The organism is Halomonas halodenitrificans DSM 735 (assembly GCF_000620045.1).
GTDB classification, from domain to species: domain Bacteria; phylum Pseudomonadota; class Gammaproteobacteria; order Pseudomonadales; family Halomonadaceae; genus Halomonas; species Halomonas halodenitrificans.
In genome coordinates this window covers 154,463-167,801 of record NZ_JHVH01000003.1, presented here as the reverse complement: position 1 = coordinate 167,801, position 13,339 = coordinate 154,463, and the positions used below count along the sequence as shown (strand labels likewise).

Genomic DNA, 13,339 nt, shown 5'->3' with positions numbered 1-13,339 from the left:
TTCTCTGCCCCGGCTACCGGGCCGCCACGTCCATATCGACCAACCTGCCATCGAGCCAGGCGACAAACCCTGGCTCCGGTGAGGCCTCCACTTCCAGTACCCAGCTATCGTCGGGCACCAGGCCGCGGCACTTGACGGCATCCTTGGCGGTCATCACCAGCGGGTGGCCATCATCGAAACGCAGTTCCTCGGCATGGAAGGCATGGTGGTCGCCGAACGGATGGGGGACCACCTCGATGCCAAGCCCTCGCAAGGTATCGAAGAAGCGCTCCGGCCGGCCGATACCGGCCACCGCATGGACGGGCCCGGCAAAGGGGGGCGAGGCAGCGGGATAGCGTTTGCCATCGGCGAGGCGCCGCCAGGCGGACGGCACCAGCGTCATCTGCCTCGCCTCGGCGGGCAGCCGGACCCGGGCCTCACCATTGACCAGCATGGCATCGACGCTCTTCAGCCTCGACAGGGGGTCTCGCAGCGGCCCCGCCGGCAGGCATCGGCCATTGCCGAAGCCCCGTGCCCCATCCACCACCACCAGCTCCAGGTCGCGGGCCATGGGCAGGTGCTGCAGCCCATCGTCGCAGACCAGAATGTCACAGCCACTCTCGAGCAGGCGCCGGGCGCCGCGGGGCCGGTCGGGGTCCACCACCACCGGGACACCGGTCTGGTCGGCCAGCATGCGTGGTTCGTCTCCGCAGACGGCCGCCGGCGTCGTCGGCGCCACCAGCAGCGGGTGATCCGCCCCCTTGCCGCCATACCCCCGGGACAGGATGCCCGGACGCCGGCCGGCCCCGGCCAGGTGCTCCACCAGCCAGGCCACCAGCGGCGACTTGCCGGTGCCCCCCAGGGTCAGGTTACCCACCACGATCACCGGCACCGGCGCTCGCCAGGCCACCCTGCGGCCACTGGCATAGGCGGCGACACGGCGCCGCACCGCCCAGCGGTAGAGCGCCTCCAGGGGCCTCAGCAGCACCAGCCAGCTATCTCCCCGGTAGGCCGCCGTGAGCCAGCGCTCGCCAAGCCCGCTCATGCCGGAGAAGCCTCCTGAAACCGCTTTTCTCCCAAGCACTTCATGCCGGCGTGGCCTCCTGAAACTGCAGACGATGCAGGGCCGCATAGGCGCCATCACGCGCCAGCAATTCGGCATGACTGCCCTGCTCGATGATCTCCCCCTGCTCCATGACCAGGATGCGGTCGGCACGCTCGATGGTGGAGAGGCGGTGGGCGATCACCAGGGTCGTGCGCCCCTTGCAGACCTCCTCCAGCGCGGCCTGGATATGGCGTTCGGACTCCGTATCCAGCGCCGAGGTGGCCTCGTCGAGAATCAGCAGCGGTGCATCCTTGAAGATCGCCCGGGCGATGGCCAGCCGCTGGCGCTGCCCCCCGGAGAGCATCACGCCGTTATCGCCGACCACGGTGGCATACCCCTGGGGCAGGCGCTCGATAAATTCGTGGGCATGGGCAGAACGGGCGGCCGCCTCGACGGCGGCCGGGTCGGCATTTTCCACGCCGTAGGCGATGTTGTCGGCGATGCTCGCGTTGAACAGCGTCACCTGCTGAGACACCAGCGCGATCTGACGACGCAGCGGCGCCAGGCGATACGCATCCAGGGAGACATCATCGATCAATACCTCCCCGCGGCTCGGTCGATAGAAGCGTGGCAGCAGGCCGACCAGGGTCGACTTGCCGCTGCCCGAACGGCCAACGATCGCCACCATCTCGCCCTCGGCCACCTCGAGGTCGATACCCTTCAGCACCTCGGGCTGGCCCTCGCCATAGCGAAAGGCCACCTCCTTCAGCGTGACACGACCGGCGAGGCGCTCGGGCGCGTGGGTTCCCTCGTCGACCTCGGGTGGCTCCTCGAGCAGGCCGAAAAGCTCCGACGAGGCGGCCAGGCCCTTCTGGATCTCGCTGTTGACCTCGGTGAGCTGGCGAACCGGCTTGGCCATCAGCGAGGCGGCGGTAATGAAGGCCACGAACTCGCCGGTGCTCATGTCGTCCATCAGTGCCGGCGACATGGCCAGCCACACCAACACCGCCAGAGCCAGGGCCACCAGCAGCTGGATCACCGGGGTGCTGACCGCCTTGGTCAGCGCCTCCTTCAGGCTCTGCTGGCGATTGTAGTCACTCGCCCTGGCGAAGCGTGCCTTCTCGTAGTCCTCGGCGCCATGGGTGCGCACCACCCGGTAGCCCGAGAGCGCCTCGGAGGCCACATGGGTAACATCGCCCATGGAGGCCTGAATACGCCCCGAGAGGCGGCGAAAACGCTTGCTGGTATAGCTCACTACCCCGCCGATCAGTGGCGTCACCGCCAGGAACAGCAGCGTCAGCATCCAGTTGGTCCACAGCAGATAGATGACCAGCCCGATCACGAACAGGCCCTCGCGGAGCAGGATGGTCACCGCCTTGGTGGCCGCGCCGGTGACCTGTTCGACGTGATAGGTCACCCGCGAGATCAGGTGGCCGCTGGAGTGATTATCGAAGAAGCGCCCCGGCAGATGCAGCATATGATTGAAGACATCACAGCGCAGCGCATGGACGACGTTACGCGCCACATTGCTCATGTAATAGGTGCCGAGGAAGGTCCCCAGGCCCCGGGCGGCAAACATGCCCACCACGAACAGCGGCAGGAAGAGCCGAAAGGCGGCGTCGGGCTCCTGGATGCCATCGATCAAGCGCTTCATCATCTCTGCCAGGGCGGTACTGGAGCCGGCATAGATGACATAGCCGAAGATCGCCAGGGCGAAGGAGCCCCAGTAGGGGCGTACATAGCGCAGCAGGCGGCGATAGAGCGTCAGGCCCGATTGCTGTGGCGCCTGTTGGGAAGTCCCGGTGGGAATCACGGCGTCTCCGCTGGTCTGGGTGAAATATCGTGCGGTGGGCCTTCTCCCCAACCGCCTCGGGTGTCCCACGGCATTCAGGGCGATTCTAACGCAAGGTGCCCGCAATCGACACCGGGCCGCACACCGGTGCGATCGGCGGCGGCAGGCCTGGTCAGTGTCTCACCGCCCAGGCGGAACGTCAGGGCACCGTCCAGGCCCGTGCTCCACTGGCAGGCCCCGGCACGGCGAAAGCGCCTGACCACCTCGGGGGCCGGGTGGCCGAAGGGATTGTGGCGCCCCACGCTATAGACCAGGTGACGGGGCGCGAGCGCCGCGACCAACGCCGGCCCCGAGCTGGTTGCGCTGCCATGGTGTCCGGCCAGCAGCAGGCTCACGGCGCCCTGCATCTCGCTCAGCAACTCCCGCTCATGATCCTTGCCCAGGTCGCCGCTGAGCAGCAGACGATGCCGGCCGGCCGTGACCTCCATGACACAGGAACGGTCATTGTCCGACAGTCCGTGAATCGTCCGGGGCGGCCATAACAGGCGAAAGTCGACGCCATCGCGACGCCAGTGTCGACCGGCCCGACAGGGCTCGCCCCTCTCACCGGGCAGCACCGTCGATGGCCCGATATAGCGTTCGACGCGATGCCGGGCATCAAGGGCCGCCACTCCTCCTGCATGATCACCGTCGGCATGACTGACGATGACCATGTCGAAGGCCTGCCCCGGCGGCCACAGCGTCTCCAGGGGGGTGAAGCCCGAACCGAAGCGTGGCCCGGTATCGTAGAGCAGACGATAGCCGGCGGTACGCAGCTCCACCAGCTGGCCCTGGCCCACGTCATGGATTCGGACCCTAAGCTCCCCCGGCGGTACGCGAGGGGGCTGCCACAGCAGCGGGACCAGGCACAGCACCAGCGAGGCGGTCACTCGCAGGCGCCCGTCCAGCCCGGGCAGCCCCCACAGGGCCGCCAGGACCAACAGGGAAAGCGCCACCGGCAGCGCCAGGGAGGGCTCGGGGTGCCAGAGCGGCAGCCAGGCGACCACGGCCTCCAGCCCCCCGGCCAACCCCTCCGCCAGCCGCGCGAATAGCCACCAGCAGGCCCCCATCGCGCCTGGCAAGGGCGCCAACAGCCAGCCGAGCAGTCCCAGGGGAACCAGCAGGCCGCTCACCAACGGCACGGCGACCAGGTTGACCAGGGGCGCCGCCGGCGCCAGCCGGTCGAAGGCCAGCAGGACGGCGGCCGCCATTCCCGGGGCCAACAGTAGCTGAGTGCGCACCAGCCCCCATAGCCAGCCGCGCACTCCCCGGGGCCGGGGCCTGCCCTGCCAGATAAGGATCAGCATGGCGACCGCCGAGAAGGATAGCCACAACCCGGGCCGCCAGGCACTGAGCGGGTCGAGCAGGAGCACCAGGGCGAGCGCCAGCCACCAGCCCTGCCAGGGCCCCGGTGCATGCCGGCCGCTGGATACCCAGAGCCCCACCAGGGTCATGGTCAGCGCGCGCAGGGCCGGCGGTTCGAGCCCGGCCAGCAGCGCATAGCCCCCGGCCCCCAGCGCGGCCAGCCACCAGGGCCATACGGCCAGGCGCCAGCGTGTCGGCATCGCCAGGCGTGCCAGGCCGCGGCCCAGCAGCAGCACGACAGCCGCCACCAGGCTAACGTGCAGCCCGGAAATCACCATCAGGTGGGTGGTACCGCTGGCATTGAGCAGGGCCCAGTCGTCGTCGGTGAGCCGCTGGCTGGCGCCCAGGGTCAGCGCCGCCAGCCAGCGAGCCGCGCGGGGCGGCAGGTCCTGGTCGTCGAGCAGCGCCAGCGCCCAGCGTCGAGGATCCGCCGGGGCCACCCCCAGGCGCCGGGGTGGCGGCGCATCGCGCACATAGCCGGTGGCCTGAATGCCTTCACGCCAGAGCCAGGCGCGATAGTCGAAGGTACCGGGATTCACGAGACCGCCGGGCGGCCTCAGCCTGACGGTGAGCCGCCAGCGCTCACCGGCCACCATGGGGGGTGGCGCATAGGCATTGAGCCTGACCCGGCGCAGGGTTCGACAGGGCAGGCGCTCGGGGTCGAGGGGACGGCAATGTTCAACGCTCACCACGAGACGCGTCAGCCGCCCCTGGGCGGCCACCGAGTCCAGCCGCCCCTCGAGCGTCAGATCGACACCCCCCAGCCCCGGCGCCAGCTGCCCGTCCTCTACCATCAGCACGGCTCCCGCCATCCAGGCGACCAGCAGTGCCCCCACCGCCGCCGCCCGGCAGCGCATGGCCAGGGCGACCAACAGCAGCAGGCCCAGCCCCTCGGCGAGGGCCGGCGGTGGATTGGCCCCCAGCCCGATCCCCGACAGCACGGCGAGGGCCAGGGGAAGCGCCCATCCTCTCGGCATCGTCTGGCTCCGGCAAGAGGGGCTGCGCCCCGTGGCGAGAAAGACTTAAGGTGCGGTCCCACAGCCTTGTATGGATAATAGGCCAGGTCACGATGCTGCGAGCCAGTGCCCATGCCGCGCCGCCTGTTACAGCGCTATATGCCCCACCCCGACGCCCTGAGGCGACAGCGTTCGCTGCGCTTCATGGGCGGTTTGATCGGCGACCCCGCGCTATGGATCCTGGGCCGTCGCAGCGTGGCCAATGCGTTCTCGGTGGGACTGTTCAGCGCCATGTTGCCGATTCCCCTGCAGATGGCCGTGGCGGCCGGCGGCGCCTGGGTGGCGCGCTGCAACCTCCCGCTCTCCGTGGGGCTGGTCTGGGTCACCAATCCCCTGACCATGCCGCTGATCTTCTACGCCAACTATCGTCTCGGGGCCTGGCTGATGAACGTGCCCGCCCGAGACGCCCCCGAGCACCTCTCCCCTCGCTGGATTGCCGAACGCCTGGGCGACATCCTGCCGGCCCTGACACTGGGGTCGGTGGTAACGGCGGTGGCATTGGCTATTGTCAGCAACCTGGCGGTGCGGCTGCTGTGGCGTTGGCAGGTATCGCGAAACTGGAAGAAGCGTCAGCGTCGGCGGCACGAGCGTCGACCAGACGGCGACGGGGCTGCCTGATCCGCTGGCCGCTGCGTTGAGGGGTCCTGACACCCTTCCAACGGCGAGCGGCCGCCCGAAAGGCGGCCGCTGGACGAATACGCCTAGGGTTCCCTCGGCTGCTCGCTCAAACGGCCGTCATCGAGGCGCAAGACGCGATCCTGATGGGCGGCCAGCGCCGGGTCATGGGTGACGATGACGAAGGCACAGGCGGCGGTGTGGGCCAGTTCGTCCATCAATGCCAGGATACCGGCCGCGGTATGCTGGTCCAGGTTGCCGGTGGGCTCATCCATCAGCACCAGGCTGGGGTCGGTCACCAGTGCCCGGGCAATGGCCACACGCTGACGCTCGCCGCCCGACAGCTCGCCGGGCTTGTGGTCGCCGCGCGCTGCCATGCCGACCTTTTCCAGCAGCCTCAAGGCACTCGCCTCGGCGTCCTTCTTGCGTTGCCCACGCACGATCAACGGCAGCGCCGCGTTCTCGACGGCGGTGAACTCCGCGAGCAGATGATGAAACTGGTAGACGAAGCCGATATGCCGGTTGCGAAAGCGTCCCAAGGCCGTCTCACCGAGGTTCAACAGCGACTCGCCGGCGATACGCACCTCGCCGCGGCTGGGTCGGTCGAGGCCACCCAGAAGATTGAGCAGCGTGGTCTTCCCCGATCCCGAGCTGCCAACGATGGCGACCCGCTCGCCGGCGTTGACGGTAAGGGAGAGCCCATCGAGCACGGTAATGTCCTGGGGACCCTCATTGTAGGTACGGGTCAGGTCGTGACACTCCAGCATCGTCTGCCCGGCAGTGCGTTGCATGGGAGGCTCCTGTTGTGGACTCAAAGCGTTGCGGACATCACTCATAGCGCAGCACCTCGGCCGGCTGCACACGGGCGGCCCGCCATGCAGGATAGAGTGTGGAGAAGAAGGTCAGCACCAGGGCCGAGGCCACGATATTGCCAACGTCTTCCCATTGCAGGCGCGAGGGCAGGTTGCTGATGAAATAGACCCCCGCGTCGAGGAACTGGATGCCGAACGCCGCCTCGACCCAGTCGATGATGTCGGGGATGGTCAGTGCCAGCAGCACCCCGAGCCCCACGCCCACCAGGATACCGATCACCCCGATGGCCAGGCCCTGGACAACGAAGATGCCCATGATCGACCGAGGGGTGGCCCCGATCGTGCGTAGAATCGCGATATCGGCATGCTTGTCGGTCACCACCATTACCAGGGTCGAGACGATATTGAAGGCCGCCACGGCGATGATCACCGTGAGCAGCAGCGCGATCATGCGCTTCTCCATCTGGATCGCCTGGAAGAGGTTGCCATGGGAGTAGGTCCAGTCGTAGCCGCGGTAGCCCGGCCCCAGTTCGTTGATGATCGACTGGGTCTCGGCGCTGGCGATGAAGAGATCATCGAGTTCCAGGCGCAGGCCACCCACGGCATCTCCCAGGCGCGCCAGGGTCTGCATGTCATCGATATGGGCATAGGCGAGAGCGGCATCCAGATCGGCTCCGACGCTGAAGATACCGCTGACGTTGAAGCGTTTGAGCCGTGGAAAGACGCCGGCCGGGGTGATCGAGGCCTCGGGCACCAGCAGGGTGACGCGATCACCGACCCCGACCCCCAGGCGCCGCGCCAGGATAGAGCCCAGCACGATATTCCATTCACCGGCCTCCAGGTCGGCGAGGCTGCCCTCCTGCATGTTCTCGCCGATGATCGATACTCGATCCTCCCACTCGGGGTGGATGCCGTTGACCATGGCGCCCTCATTGTTTCCGCCTACCGAGAACATGCCCTGCTGCTCCACATAGGGGGCGGCACCGATGACGTGCTCGCGCTCCATCAGGCGCTCGGCCAGGGCCTCCCATTCCACCATGCCGGTGCGCGATTCGACCTTGGTGTGTGGCACCATGCCGAGGATGCGCGTGCGCAGCTCATGATCGAAGCCGTTCATCACCGAGAGCACCAGGATCAGCACGGCAACGCCGAGCATCAGACCCAGCATGGAGGTCAGCGAGATAAAGGAGATGAAGTGGTTGCGGCGCTTGGCGCGCACATAGCGCAACCCGATCAGGAAGGGCAGTCTATCCAGCATGATGGCGTTCCTTGTCGGCGAGAGCCTTGTAGCAGGGCAGCGATGGCCCGGCAGTCAGACAGCGGGCGCCCATGGTAAGGCTTTTGCCGTGACGCTGCACCGCCGGCAAGGCTATTTCACGGGATTTGCACGACCCTTGCCGGCGGCACTCGCGAACTCGGGAGACGGCCCCGGCATGCCGATGCTGGCCCCCTGGGCAAAGTCCACGCCCAGCACTCTCACCCGCTCCAGTATCGCCGCGTCGTGGACAAATTCCGCCACCGTGGTGATGCCCATCTCACGGGCGAAGCCCACGATACCCCGGATCAGGGTCTCGGCATCGGAGTCGGTATCGAGCTGACGCACCAGGCTTCCATCGATCTTCAGCAGGTCCACATCGAGGCGCAGCAGGTGTTCGAAGTTCGAATAACCGCTGCCGAAATCATCGATGGCGATCCGCACGCCCAGAGCCTTGGCCCGAGCGATAAAGTCGCTGACTGCCGCATAGTTCTCGATGCCTTCCGACTCGAGGATCTCGAAGATCAGCCGATTCCCGGCACCGCTCTCGGCCACCCGCGCCAGCAACGCCTCGCTGGTCTCCGGGTCGATGATGTCATCGCCGGACAGGTTCAGCGAGTATTCGTGAGGGGTCTCGGCCAGTGCCGCCAGGCAGCGAGCCACCATGGTCAGGGTCAGGCGGTGGTAGAGGCGGCTACGCCGAGCCACCTCCAGAAAGGCACCGGGCCCGATCGCATGCCCCTCTTCATCCAACATGCGCACCAGGCACTCGAACTTGTCGACCCGCCCACTCGCCAGCTCGAGGATCGGCTGGAAATATGCCACCACCCGATCCTGCTCCAGTGCTTCTCCCAGGCGATTGGCCCAGTCCAGGTTACGCTCATAGTTACGACGTACCCGGACGGTCGGATCATAGAAGACATAGGGGCGTCTCTCGACGCGGGCCTGACGCAGGGCAATGCTGACCGATGACAGCAGGGTATCCTCGCCAGCCTCCAGCCTCCAGCTGGAGGCGACCCCCATGGTCACCTGCACGGGCAGCTCCTGACCTCGCCACGACAGCCGCAACCCGCTCAGGTCATGGTGCAGGGCTTCCACCATGGCCTCCAGAGACCCATCGGCCGCGGCGCGAGGCAACCAGGCCGCATGCTCATCGCCCGGCATTCGATAAAGCTTGCAGCCACGACAGTCGGTCGCCTCCAGGTACTCCTGCAGGCGTACCGCCAGACGTTGAATGACGCGATCCCCGCAGCGATGACCGAAGAGATCATTGATCTGCTTGAAGCCATCGACATTGATCAATATCAACGACCCCGCTCGCCCGCCTTCGAGATCGGCCAGCAGGCAGGCTCGATTGGGCAGTCGAGTCAGCGGGTCGGTATAGAGCGCACGCAGTTGGCGAAGCAGCCCCGCCACCAGAAACAGTATCACCCCGGCCAGCACCAGCAGGACCAGCCCGATGCCGACCAGCAGGCGAAGGTTGACCAGGCGCATGGGGGCCAGCACGGCATCGATTTCCGCCCGAGGCACGGCAATGCCAAATACCATGCCGGCACGAGTCGCATCGTGGTACAGCGACCAGTCCTCCCCCGCCAGGGTGAGGTCGCGACGCATGATGCCCTCTTCCGTCGACAGCGCTTCCACTTCGCGATGCAGCTCGAGTGCCGACACCTCATCGATCAGCTGCTGGGCACGCTGCAGATCCTCGGCATTCACGAGGCTGGAGAGGTTGCGATTCTCCTGATCCACCAGGAAGGCAAAGGTGCTCGGCGTGACCCTGACGCCGCTGACTATGCGGATGATGTCATCGGCTATCCAGTCGCTGGCGGCCATGCCCACCACTCGATCGGCGACATCACGAACCGGCGCGCTGACGCTGATCACGGCGTCATTGATGCGCGTATTGAAGTAGGCGGGGGTCCAGTGCGGCTGGTCATTGCCCGCACGCCAGACATTGAGGCGCAGCTGCAGCTCCTCCGCCTTTAGCCCCTCGCTTTCCAGCGGCTCGACGACGACCCGCCCGGCGTCACGATACGCGAACAACGAGACCGGGGGCGACAGCCGCGGGAGCAACAGGGTGGCCCCGCTGGCGTCGGCAAACTCCTCCAGGGACTGCTGCAGGGCAGCGGATACCTCGGCCTCTCCCGCGTCCATGTCGGCAAGCAGGGCCGCGACTCGTGTCAGTCCCCAGCTGTTCTGCTCCATCCGCCGGTGATGGGCGTCGATACGATCCAGGTTGGCATGAAAGGCTTCCTCGATCTGCCGCTCACGCAGCGCCGAGAGAGTCTCCTCCGAGAAGCGCAGATTCAGCGTGGAGAGCAGCCACATGCCGCCGAAGAAAAGCGCCACCAGCAACGCCAGCAGCAGCATGATGAGGGGACGTCGACCCAGGAAGAGGCGCTGGCGTCTCACTCGGCATCCTCGATATCGGCATCTTCCGTATCGGTATCTTTCGTGTCGGCATCTTTCGTCTCAACATCCAGGCCGGAGCCGGTGAGCGCCGCGAGCCTCTCACCGGCCTTCGCATCGCCGTTATCGACAGCCCGGCGATACCAGCGCACGGCCTCCTGCCGATCCCCCTTTATCTCGGCCATGCTGCCCATGTGTCGCTGGGCGCGAGCATCGCCCTGCTCGGCGGGCTCACGGCAGGCCTCTCGGGCTTCTCCCAGGTTACGTATGGTGAACAGCAGATAGCAGTCGTTGCGCTGGCGCCGTTCCAGGGATTCCTCGACCCGCTTGTCTCTCTCGGCCAGGGAGGCGACAGACGCATCCAGAGCGCCGGAGTCCTGCGCCCCCTCGACCTCTTCCATCTCCTCGGATTCGGGCTCTTCCTCGGGCTGTGACGCCGTGGCGGCGCGGCTCGCGTCCTGCGCGCGCACCCGTGCATGGAAGGCATTTACATCGGCGGGACAGGAATACAGGTAACCACGCCGGTAGCGTGCCAGCGTCTCACGGTTGACCGGGCGCTGGGTGTATTCGTCGGCGATCGCGGCGCAACGACGATCGCGCTCCACCAGGATAGCCGTCAACACATCGGCATAACGCGGATCGTCGCCGTGTGTTTCCAGGTAGCGTGTCAGGGGATCGATATACGGCTGGTCGAACAGGGCCCGGCGCTCCTCGAGGCGTGCCGAGGCGGCCACCACCGACTCATCGTCGGAAAGCACCGTACAGCCACCGAGTATCTGGCCCAGCACGATCATCAAAGGTAGTAGGACATTGGCGCGCATGCGGCTCCTTATCGACCCGGCGACAGTCATGGTAGATTCAAGAGTACCATCCACCGAAGGGAAGACCAGCCACTCCCTCCCTTCTTCGGCTCTTGCATAGCGCCCTCGGGCCACCTACATTCGCGACCTGACACCTCGCGATCCGGAATCGACCCGATGGCCACACGCCTGCTCCCCGAGTGGCATCCCCAGGATGCCGTACTATTGACCTGGCCCAGCCAGGAAAGCGACTGGGCCTCGATGCTTGAGCGCATCGAGTCAACGCTGGAGGCGATGGTGGTCGCCATCGCCCGCTACCAGAGCGTGCTGATCAGCGTCCCGACCCCTCTCGTTCGAACCCGGCTCGAGCGACGCTTCGCACGACTCGGCGTCCCCACCGAGCGATTGCGGCTGGTGGTCGCCGAGACAGACGACACCTGGGCCCGCGACCATGGCCCCCTGGCGGTGGAGCACGCTGGCAGGCTGGTGCTGCACGACTATGAGTTCACCGGCTGGGGCGGCAAGTTTCCCGCCGCCCGAGACAACACCCTGACACGGCGCCTCGCCGCCGCCGGCGTATTCGCCGGCCCGGTCAGCGAACGAGGACTGGTGCTCGAGGGCGGCGCCATCGAGAGTGATGGCGAGGGCACCCTGCTCACCACCGAGGCCTGCCTGCTCAACCCCAATCGCAACCCAGGGCTCGACCGCCGAGCCGTGGAAGAGTGGTTGCACCAGGACTTCGGCGTGAATCGCGTGCTGTGGCTAGCCAATGGCCACCTGGAAGGCGACGACACCGACAGTCATATCGACACCCTGGCACGCTTCTGCGATCCCGGCACGATCGCCTATGTGTGCTGTGATGATGACCAGGACCCTCACTACCCGGCACTATCGGCCATGGAGGAAGAGCTCAAGGCCCTGCGTCGCGCCGACGGCCAGCCCTATCGCCTGGTCCCCCTGCCCTGGCCCTCGCCCTGCCGAGACCCCGAGGATGGCCATCGCCTTCCGGCGACTTATGCCAACTTCCTGATCATCAACGGCGCCGTGCTGGTGCCTACCTATGCCGACGCCGCCGACGCCCGGGCCCTCGTCGCCCTGAGTGGTGCCTTCCCGGGCCGCGACATCGTGCCCATCGACTGTCGCAGCGTGATCCGTCAACACGGCAGCCTGCACTGTCTGACCATGCAGCTGCCCCGCAACAGCCTGACAGCCACGACGACCTGTTGAAACGAGGAGATATCACCATGTCCCGCCACCTGAAGGTCGGCCTGGTCCAACAGCCCGGCTGGCCCGACAAGGCCAGAAGCCTCGCCGAGAGCGAGGCCGGCATCCGTGAACTGGCCGCGGCCGGTGCCGAACTGGTCATGCTGCAGGAGCTGCACGCCACCCACTATTTCTGTCAATACGAGGATACCGAGCTGTTCGACCTCGCCGAGCCCCTGGACGGCCCCACCGGCAGCCGCCTGGCCGCTCTTGCCGCGGAGCTCGATATCGTGCTGGTGGGCTCACTCTTCGAGCGCCGCGCCGCCGGCCTCTATCACAACACCGCCGTGGTCTACGATCGTCAACTGGGTAGCGTGGGTCACTACCGCAAGATGCATATCCCCGATGACCCGGGCTTCTACGAGAAATTTTACTTCACGCCGGGCGACGCCGACGGCCCCGGTGAGGGCTTCGCGCCGATCGACACCTCGGTCGGTCGACTCGGCTTGCTGGTGTGCTGGGACCAGTGGTATCCGGAAGCGGCGCGGCTGATGGCCCTGGCCGGAGCCGAGCTGCTGCTCTACCCCACGGCCATCGGCTGGGACCCGGTCGATGAGGACGATGAAAAGGCCCGCCAGAAGGAGGCCTGGACGCTGATCCAGCGAAGCCACGCAGTCGCCAATGGCGTGCCGGTGATCGTGGCCAACCGGGTCGACCACGAGCCCGACCGCTCCGGCATCGGCGGCGGCATCGACTTCTGGGGGGGCAGCTTTATCGCCGGCCCCCAGGGCGAACTGCTGGCCCATGCCGGGACCCAGGCCGAGCGGCTGATGGTGACCCTGGACATGGACCGCAGCGAAGACGTGCGACGAATCTGGCCGTACCTCAGGGACCGCCGCATCGACGCCTATAAAGACCTGACCCGCCGCTACCGGGACTGAATCACCAGCGACGGACCTGGCTACTCTCCATACCGGCCGGGACCGCCGCGTCGACGCCTATAAAGACC

The 13,339-nt window shown here is 66.8% G+C and carries 10 protein-coding genes; 3 read left to right on the top strand and 7 right to left on the bottom strand.

Going from position 1 to position 13,339, the window contains the following annotated elements; genetic code table 11:
• Positions 1–13: 13 nt before the first annotated feature.
• From lpxK to Q358_RS16545, 3 genes are all read right to left on the bottom strand, one after another.
• Positions 14–1,024, bottom strand: a complete 1,011-nt coding sequence (gene lpxK / locus Q358_RS0104400) for a tetraacyldisaccharide 4'-kinase (protein ID WP_027960941.1) — start codon at positions 1,022–1,024, stop codon at positions 14–16.
• A gap of 40 nt (positions 1,025–1,064) precedes the next feature.
• Positions 1,065–2,837, bottom strand: a complete 1,773-nt coding sequence (gene msbA / locus Q358_RS0104395; protein WP_245598268.1) for a lipid A export permease/ATP-binding protein MsbA — start codon at positions 2,835–2,837, stop codon at positions 1,065–1,067.
• Between the two features lie 74 nt (positions 2,838–2,911).
• On the bottom strand, positions 2,912–5,197 hold the full coding sequence (locus tag Q358_RS16545; RefSeq protein ID WP_051530173.1) for a DNA internalization-related competence protein ComEC/Rec2: 2,286 nt from the start codon (positions 5,195–5,197) through the stop codon (positions 2,912–2,914).
• A 111-nt stretch (positions 5,198–5,308) separates the two neighbouring features.
• Here Q358_RS16545 and Q358_RS0104385 point away from each other — a divergent pair, with 111 nt between their 5' ends.
• Complete coding sequence (locus tag Q358_RS0104385) at positions 5,309–5,854, top strand: DUF2062 domain-containing protein (RefSeq protein ID WP_027960939.1); 546 nt, start codon at positions 5,309–5,311, stop codon at positions 5,852–5,854.
• 83 nt (positions 5,855–5,937) lie between these two features.
• On the opposite strand, the gene Q358_RS0104380 is transcribed toward Q358_RS0104385, so the two are convergent.
• The 4 genes from Q358_RS0104380 to Q358_RS17905 all read right to left on the bottom strand — a co-directional run bounded on the left by Q358_RS0104380 (position 5,938) and on the right by Q358_RS17905 (position 11,148).
• Entirely contained in the window at positions 5,938–6,642 is a 705-nt protein-coding gene (locus Q358_RS0104380; RefSeq protein WP_043487635.1) for an ABC transporter ATP-binding protein, read from the bottom strand.
• Positions 6,643–6,679: 37 nt separating this feature from the next.
• The gene (locus tag Q358_RS0104375; RefSeq protein ID WP_027960937.1) at positions 6,680–7,921 is read right to left on the bottom strand and encodes a lipoprotein-releasing ABC transporter permease subunit; all 1,242 of its coding nucleotides are present in this window, start codon (positions 7,919–7,921) and stop codon (positions 6,680–6,682) included.
• A gap of 111 nt (positions 7,922–8,032) precedes the next feature.
• Complete coding sequence (locus tag Q358_RS16540) at positions 8,033–10,330, bottom strand: EAL domain-containing protein (RefSeq protein WP_051530172.1); 2,298 nt, start codon at positions 10,328–10,330, stop codon at positions 8,033–8,035.
• Positions 10,327–11,148: an SEL1-like repeat protein gene (locus Q358_RS17905; protein WP_156940856.1), complete on the bottom strand. Its 822-nt coding sequence runs from the start codon at positions 11,146–11,148 to the stop codon at positions 10,327–10,329. Before Q358_RS17905 ends, Q358_RS16540 begins: the two co-directional genes overlap by 4 nt.
• A 156-nt stretch (positions 11,149–11,304) precedes the next feature.
• Here Q358_RS17905 and Q358_RS0104360 point away from each other — a divergent pair, with 156 nt between their 5' ends.
• Both Q358_RS0104360 and Q358_RS0104355 read left to right on the top strand, forming a co-directional pair.
• Positions 11,305–12,354, top strand: coding sequence for an agmatine deiminase family protein (locus Q358_RS0104360; protein ID WP_027960935.1), 1,050 nt, complete (start codon positions 11,305–11,307; stop codon positions 12,352–12,354).
• A gap of 17 nt (positions 12,355–12,371) precedes the next feature.
• On the top strand, positions 12,372–13,271 hold the full coding sequence (locus Q358_RS0104355) for a carbon-nitrogen hydrolase (RefSeq protein ID WP_027960934.1): 900 nt from the start codon (positions 12,372–12,374) through the stop codon (positions 13,269–13,271).
• Positions 13,272–13,339: the final 68 nt, after the last annotated feature.

Excerpts from the sequence above, each read along its gene's own strand:
- Q358_RS17905 (WP_156940856.1), bottom strand. The coding sequence starts at position 11,148 with ATGCGCGCCAATGTCCTACTACCTTTGATGATCGTGCTGGGCCAGATA.
- Q358_RS0104380 (WP_043487635.1), bottom strand. The coding sequence starts at position 6,642 with ATGCAACGCACTGCCGGGCAGACGATGCTGGAGTGTCACGACCTGACC.
- Q358_RS0104360 (WP_027960935.1), top strand. The coding sequence starts at position 11,305 with ATGGCCACACGCCTGCTCCCCGAGTGGCATCCCCAGGATGCCGTACTA.
- Q358_RS0104355 (WP_027960934.1), top strand. The coding sequence starts at position 12,372 with ATGTCCCGCCACCTGAAGGTCGGCCTGGTCCAACAGCCCGGCTGGCCC.
- Q358_RS0104385 (WP_027960939.1), top strand. The coding sequence starts at position 5,309 with ATGCCGCGCCGCCTGTTACAGCGCTATATGCCCCACCCCGACGCCCTG.
- Q358_RS16545 (WP_051530173.1), bottom strand. The coding sequence starts at position 5,197 with ATGCCGAGAGGATGGGCGCTTCCCCTGGCCCTCGCCGTGCTGTCGGGG.
- Q358_RS0104375 (WP_027960937.1), bottom strand. The coding sequence starts at position 7,921 with ATGCTGGATAGACTGCCCTTCCTGATCGGGTTGCGCTATGTGCGCGCC.
- lpxK (WP_027960941.1), bottom strand. The coding sequence starts at position 1,024 with ATGAGCGGGCTTGGCGAGCGCTGGCTCACGGCGGCCTACCGGGGAGAT.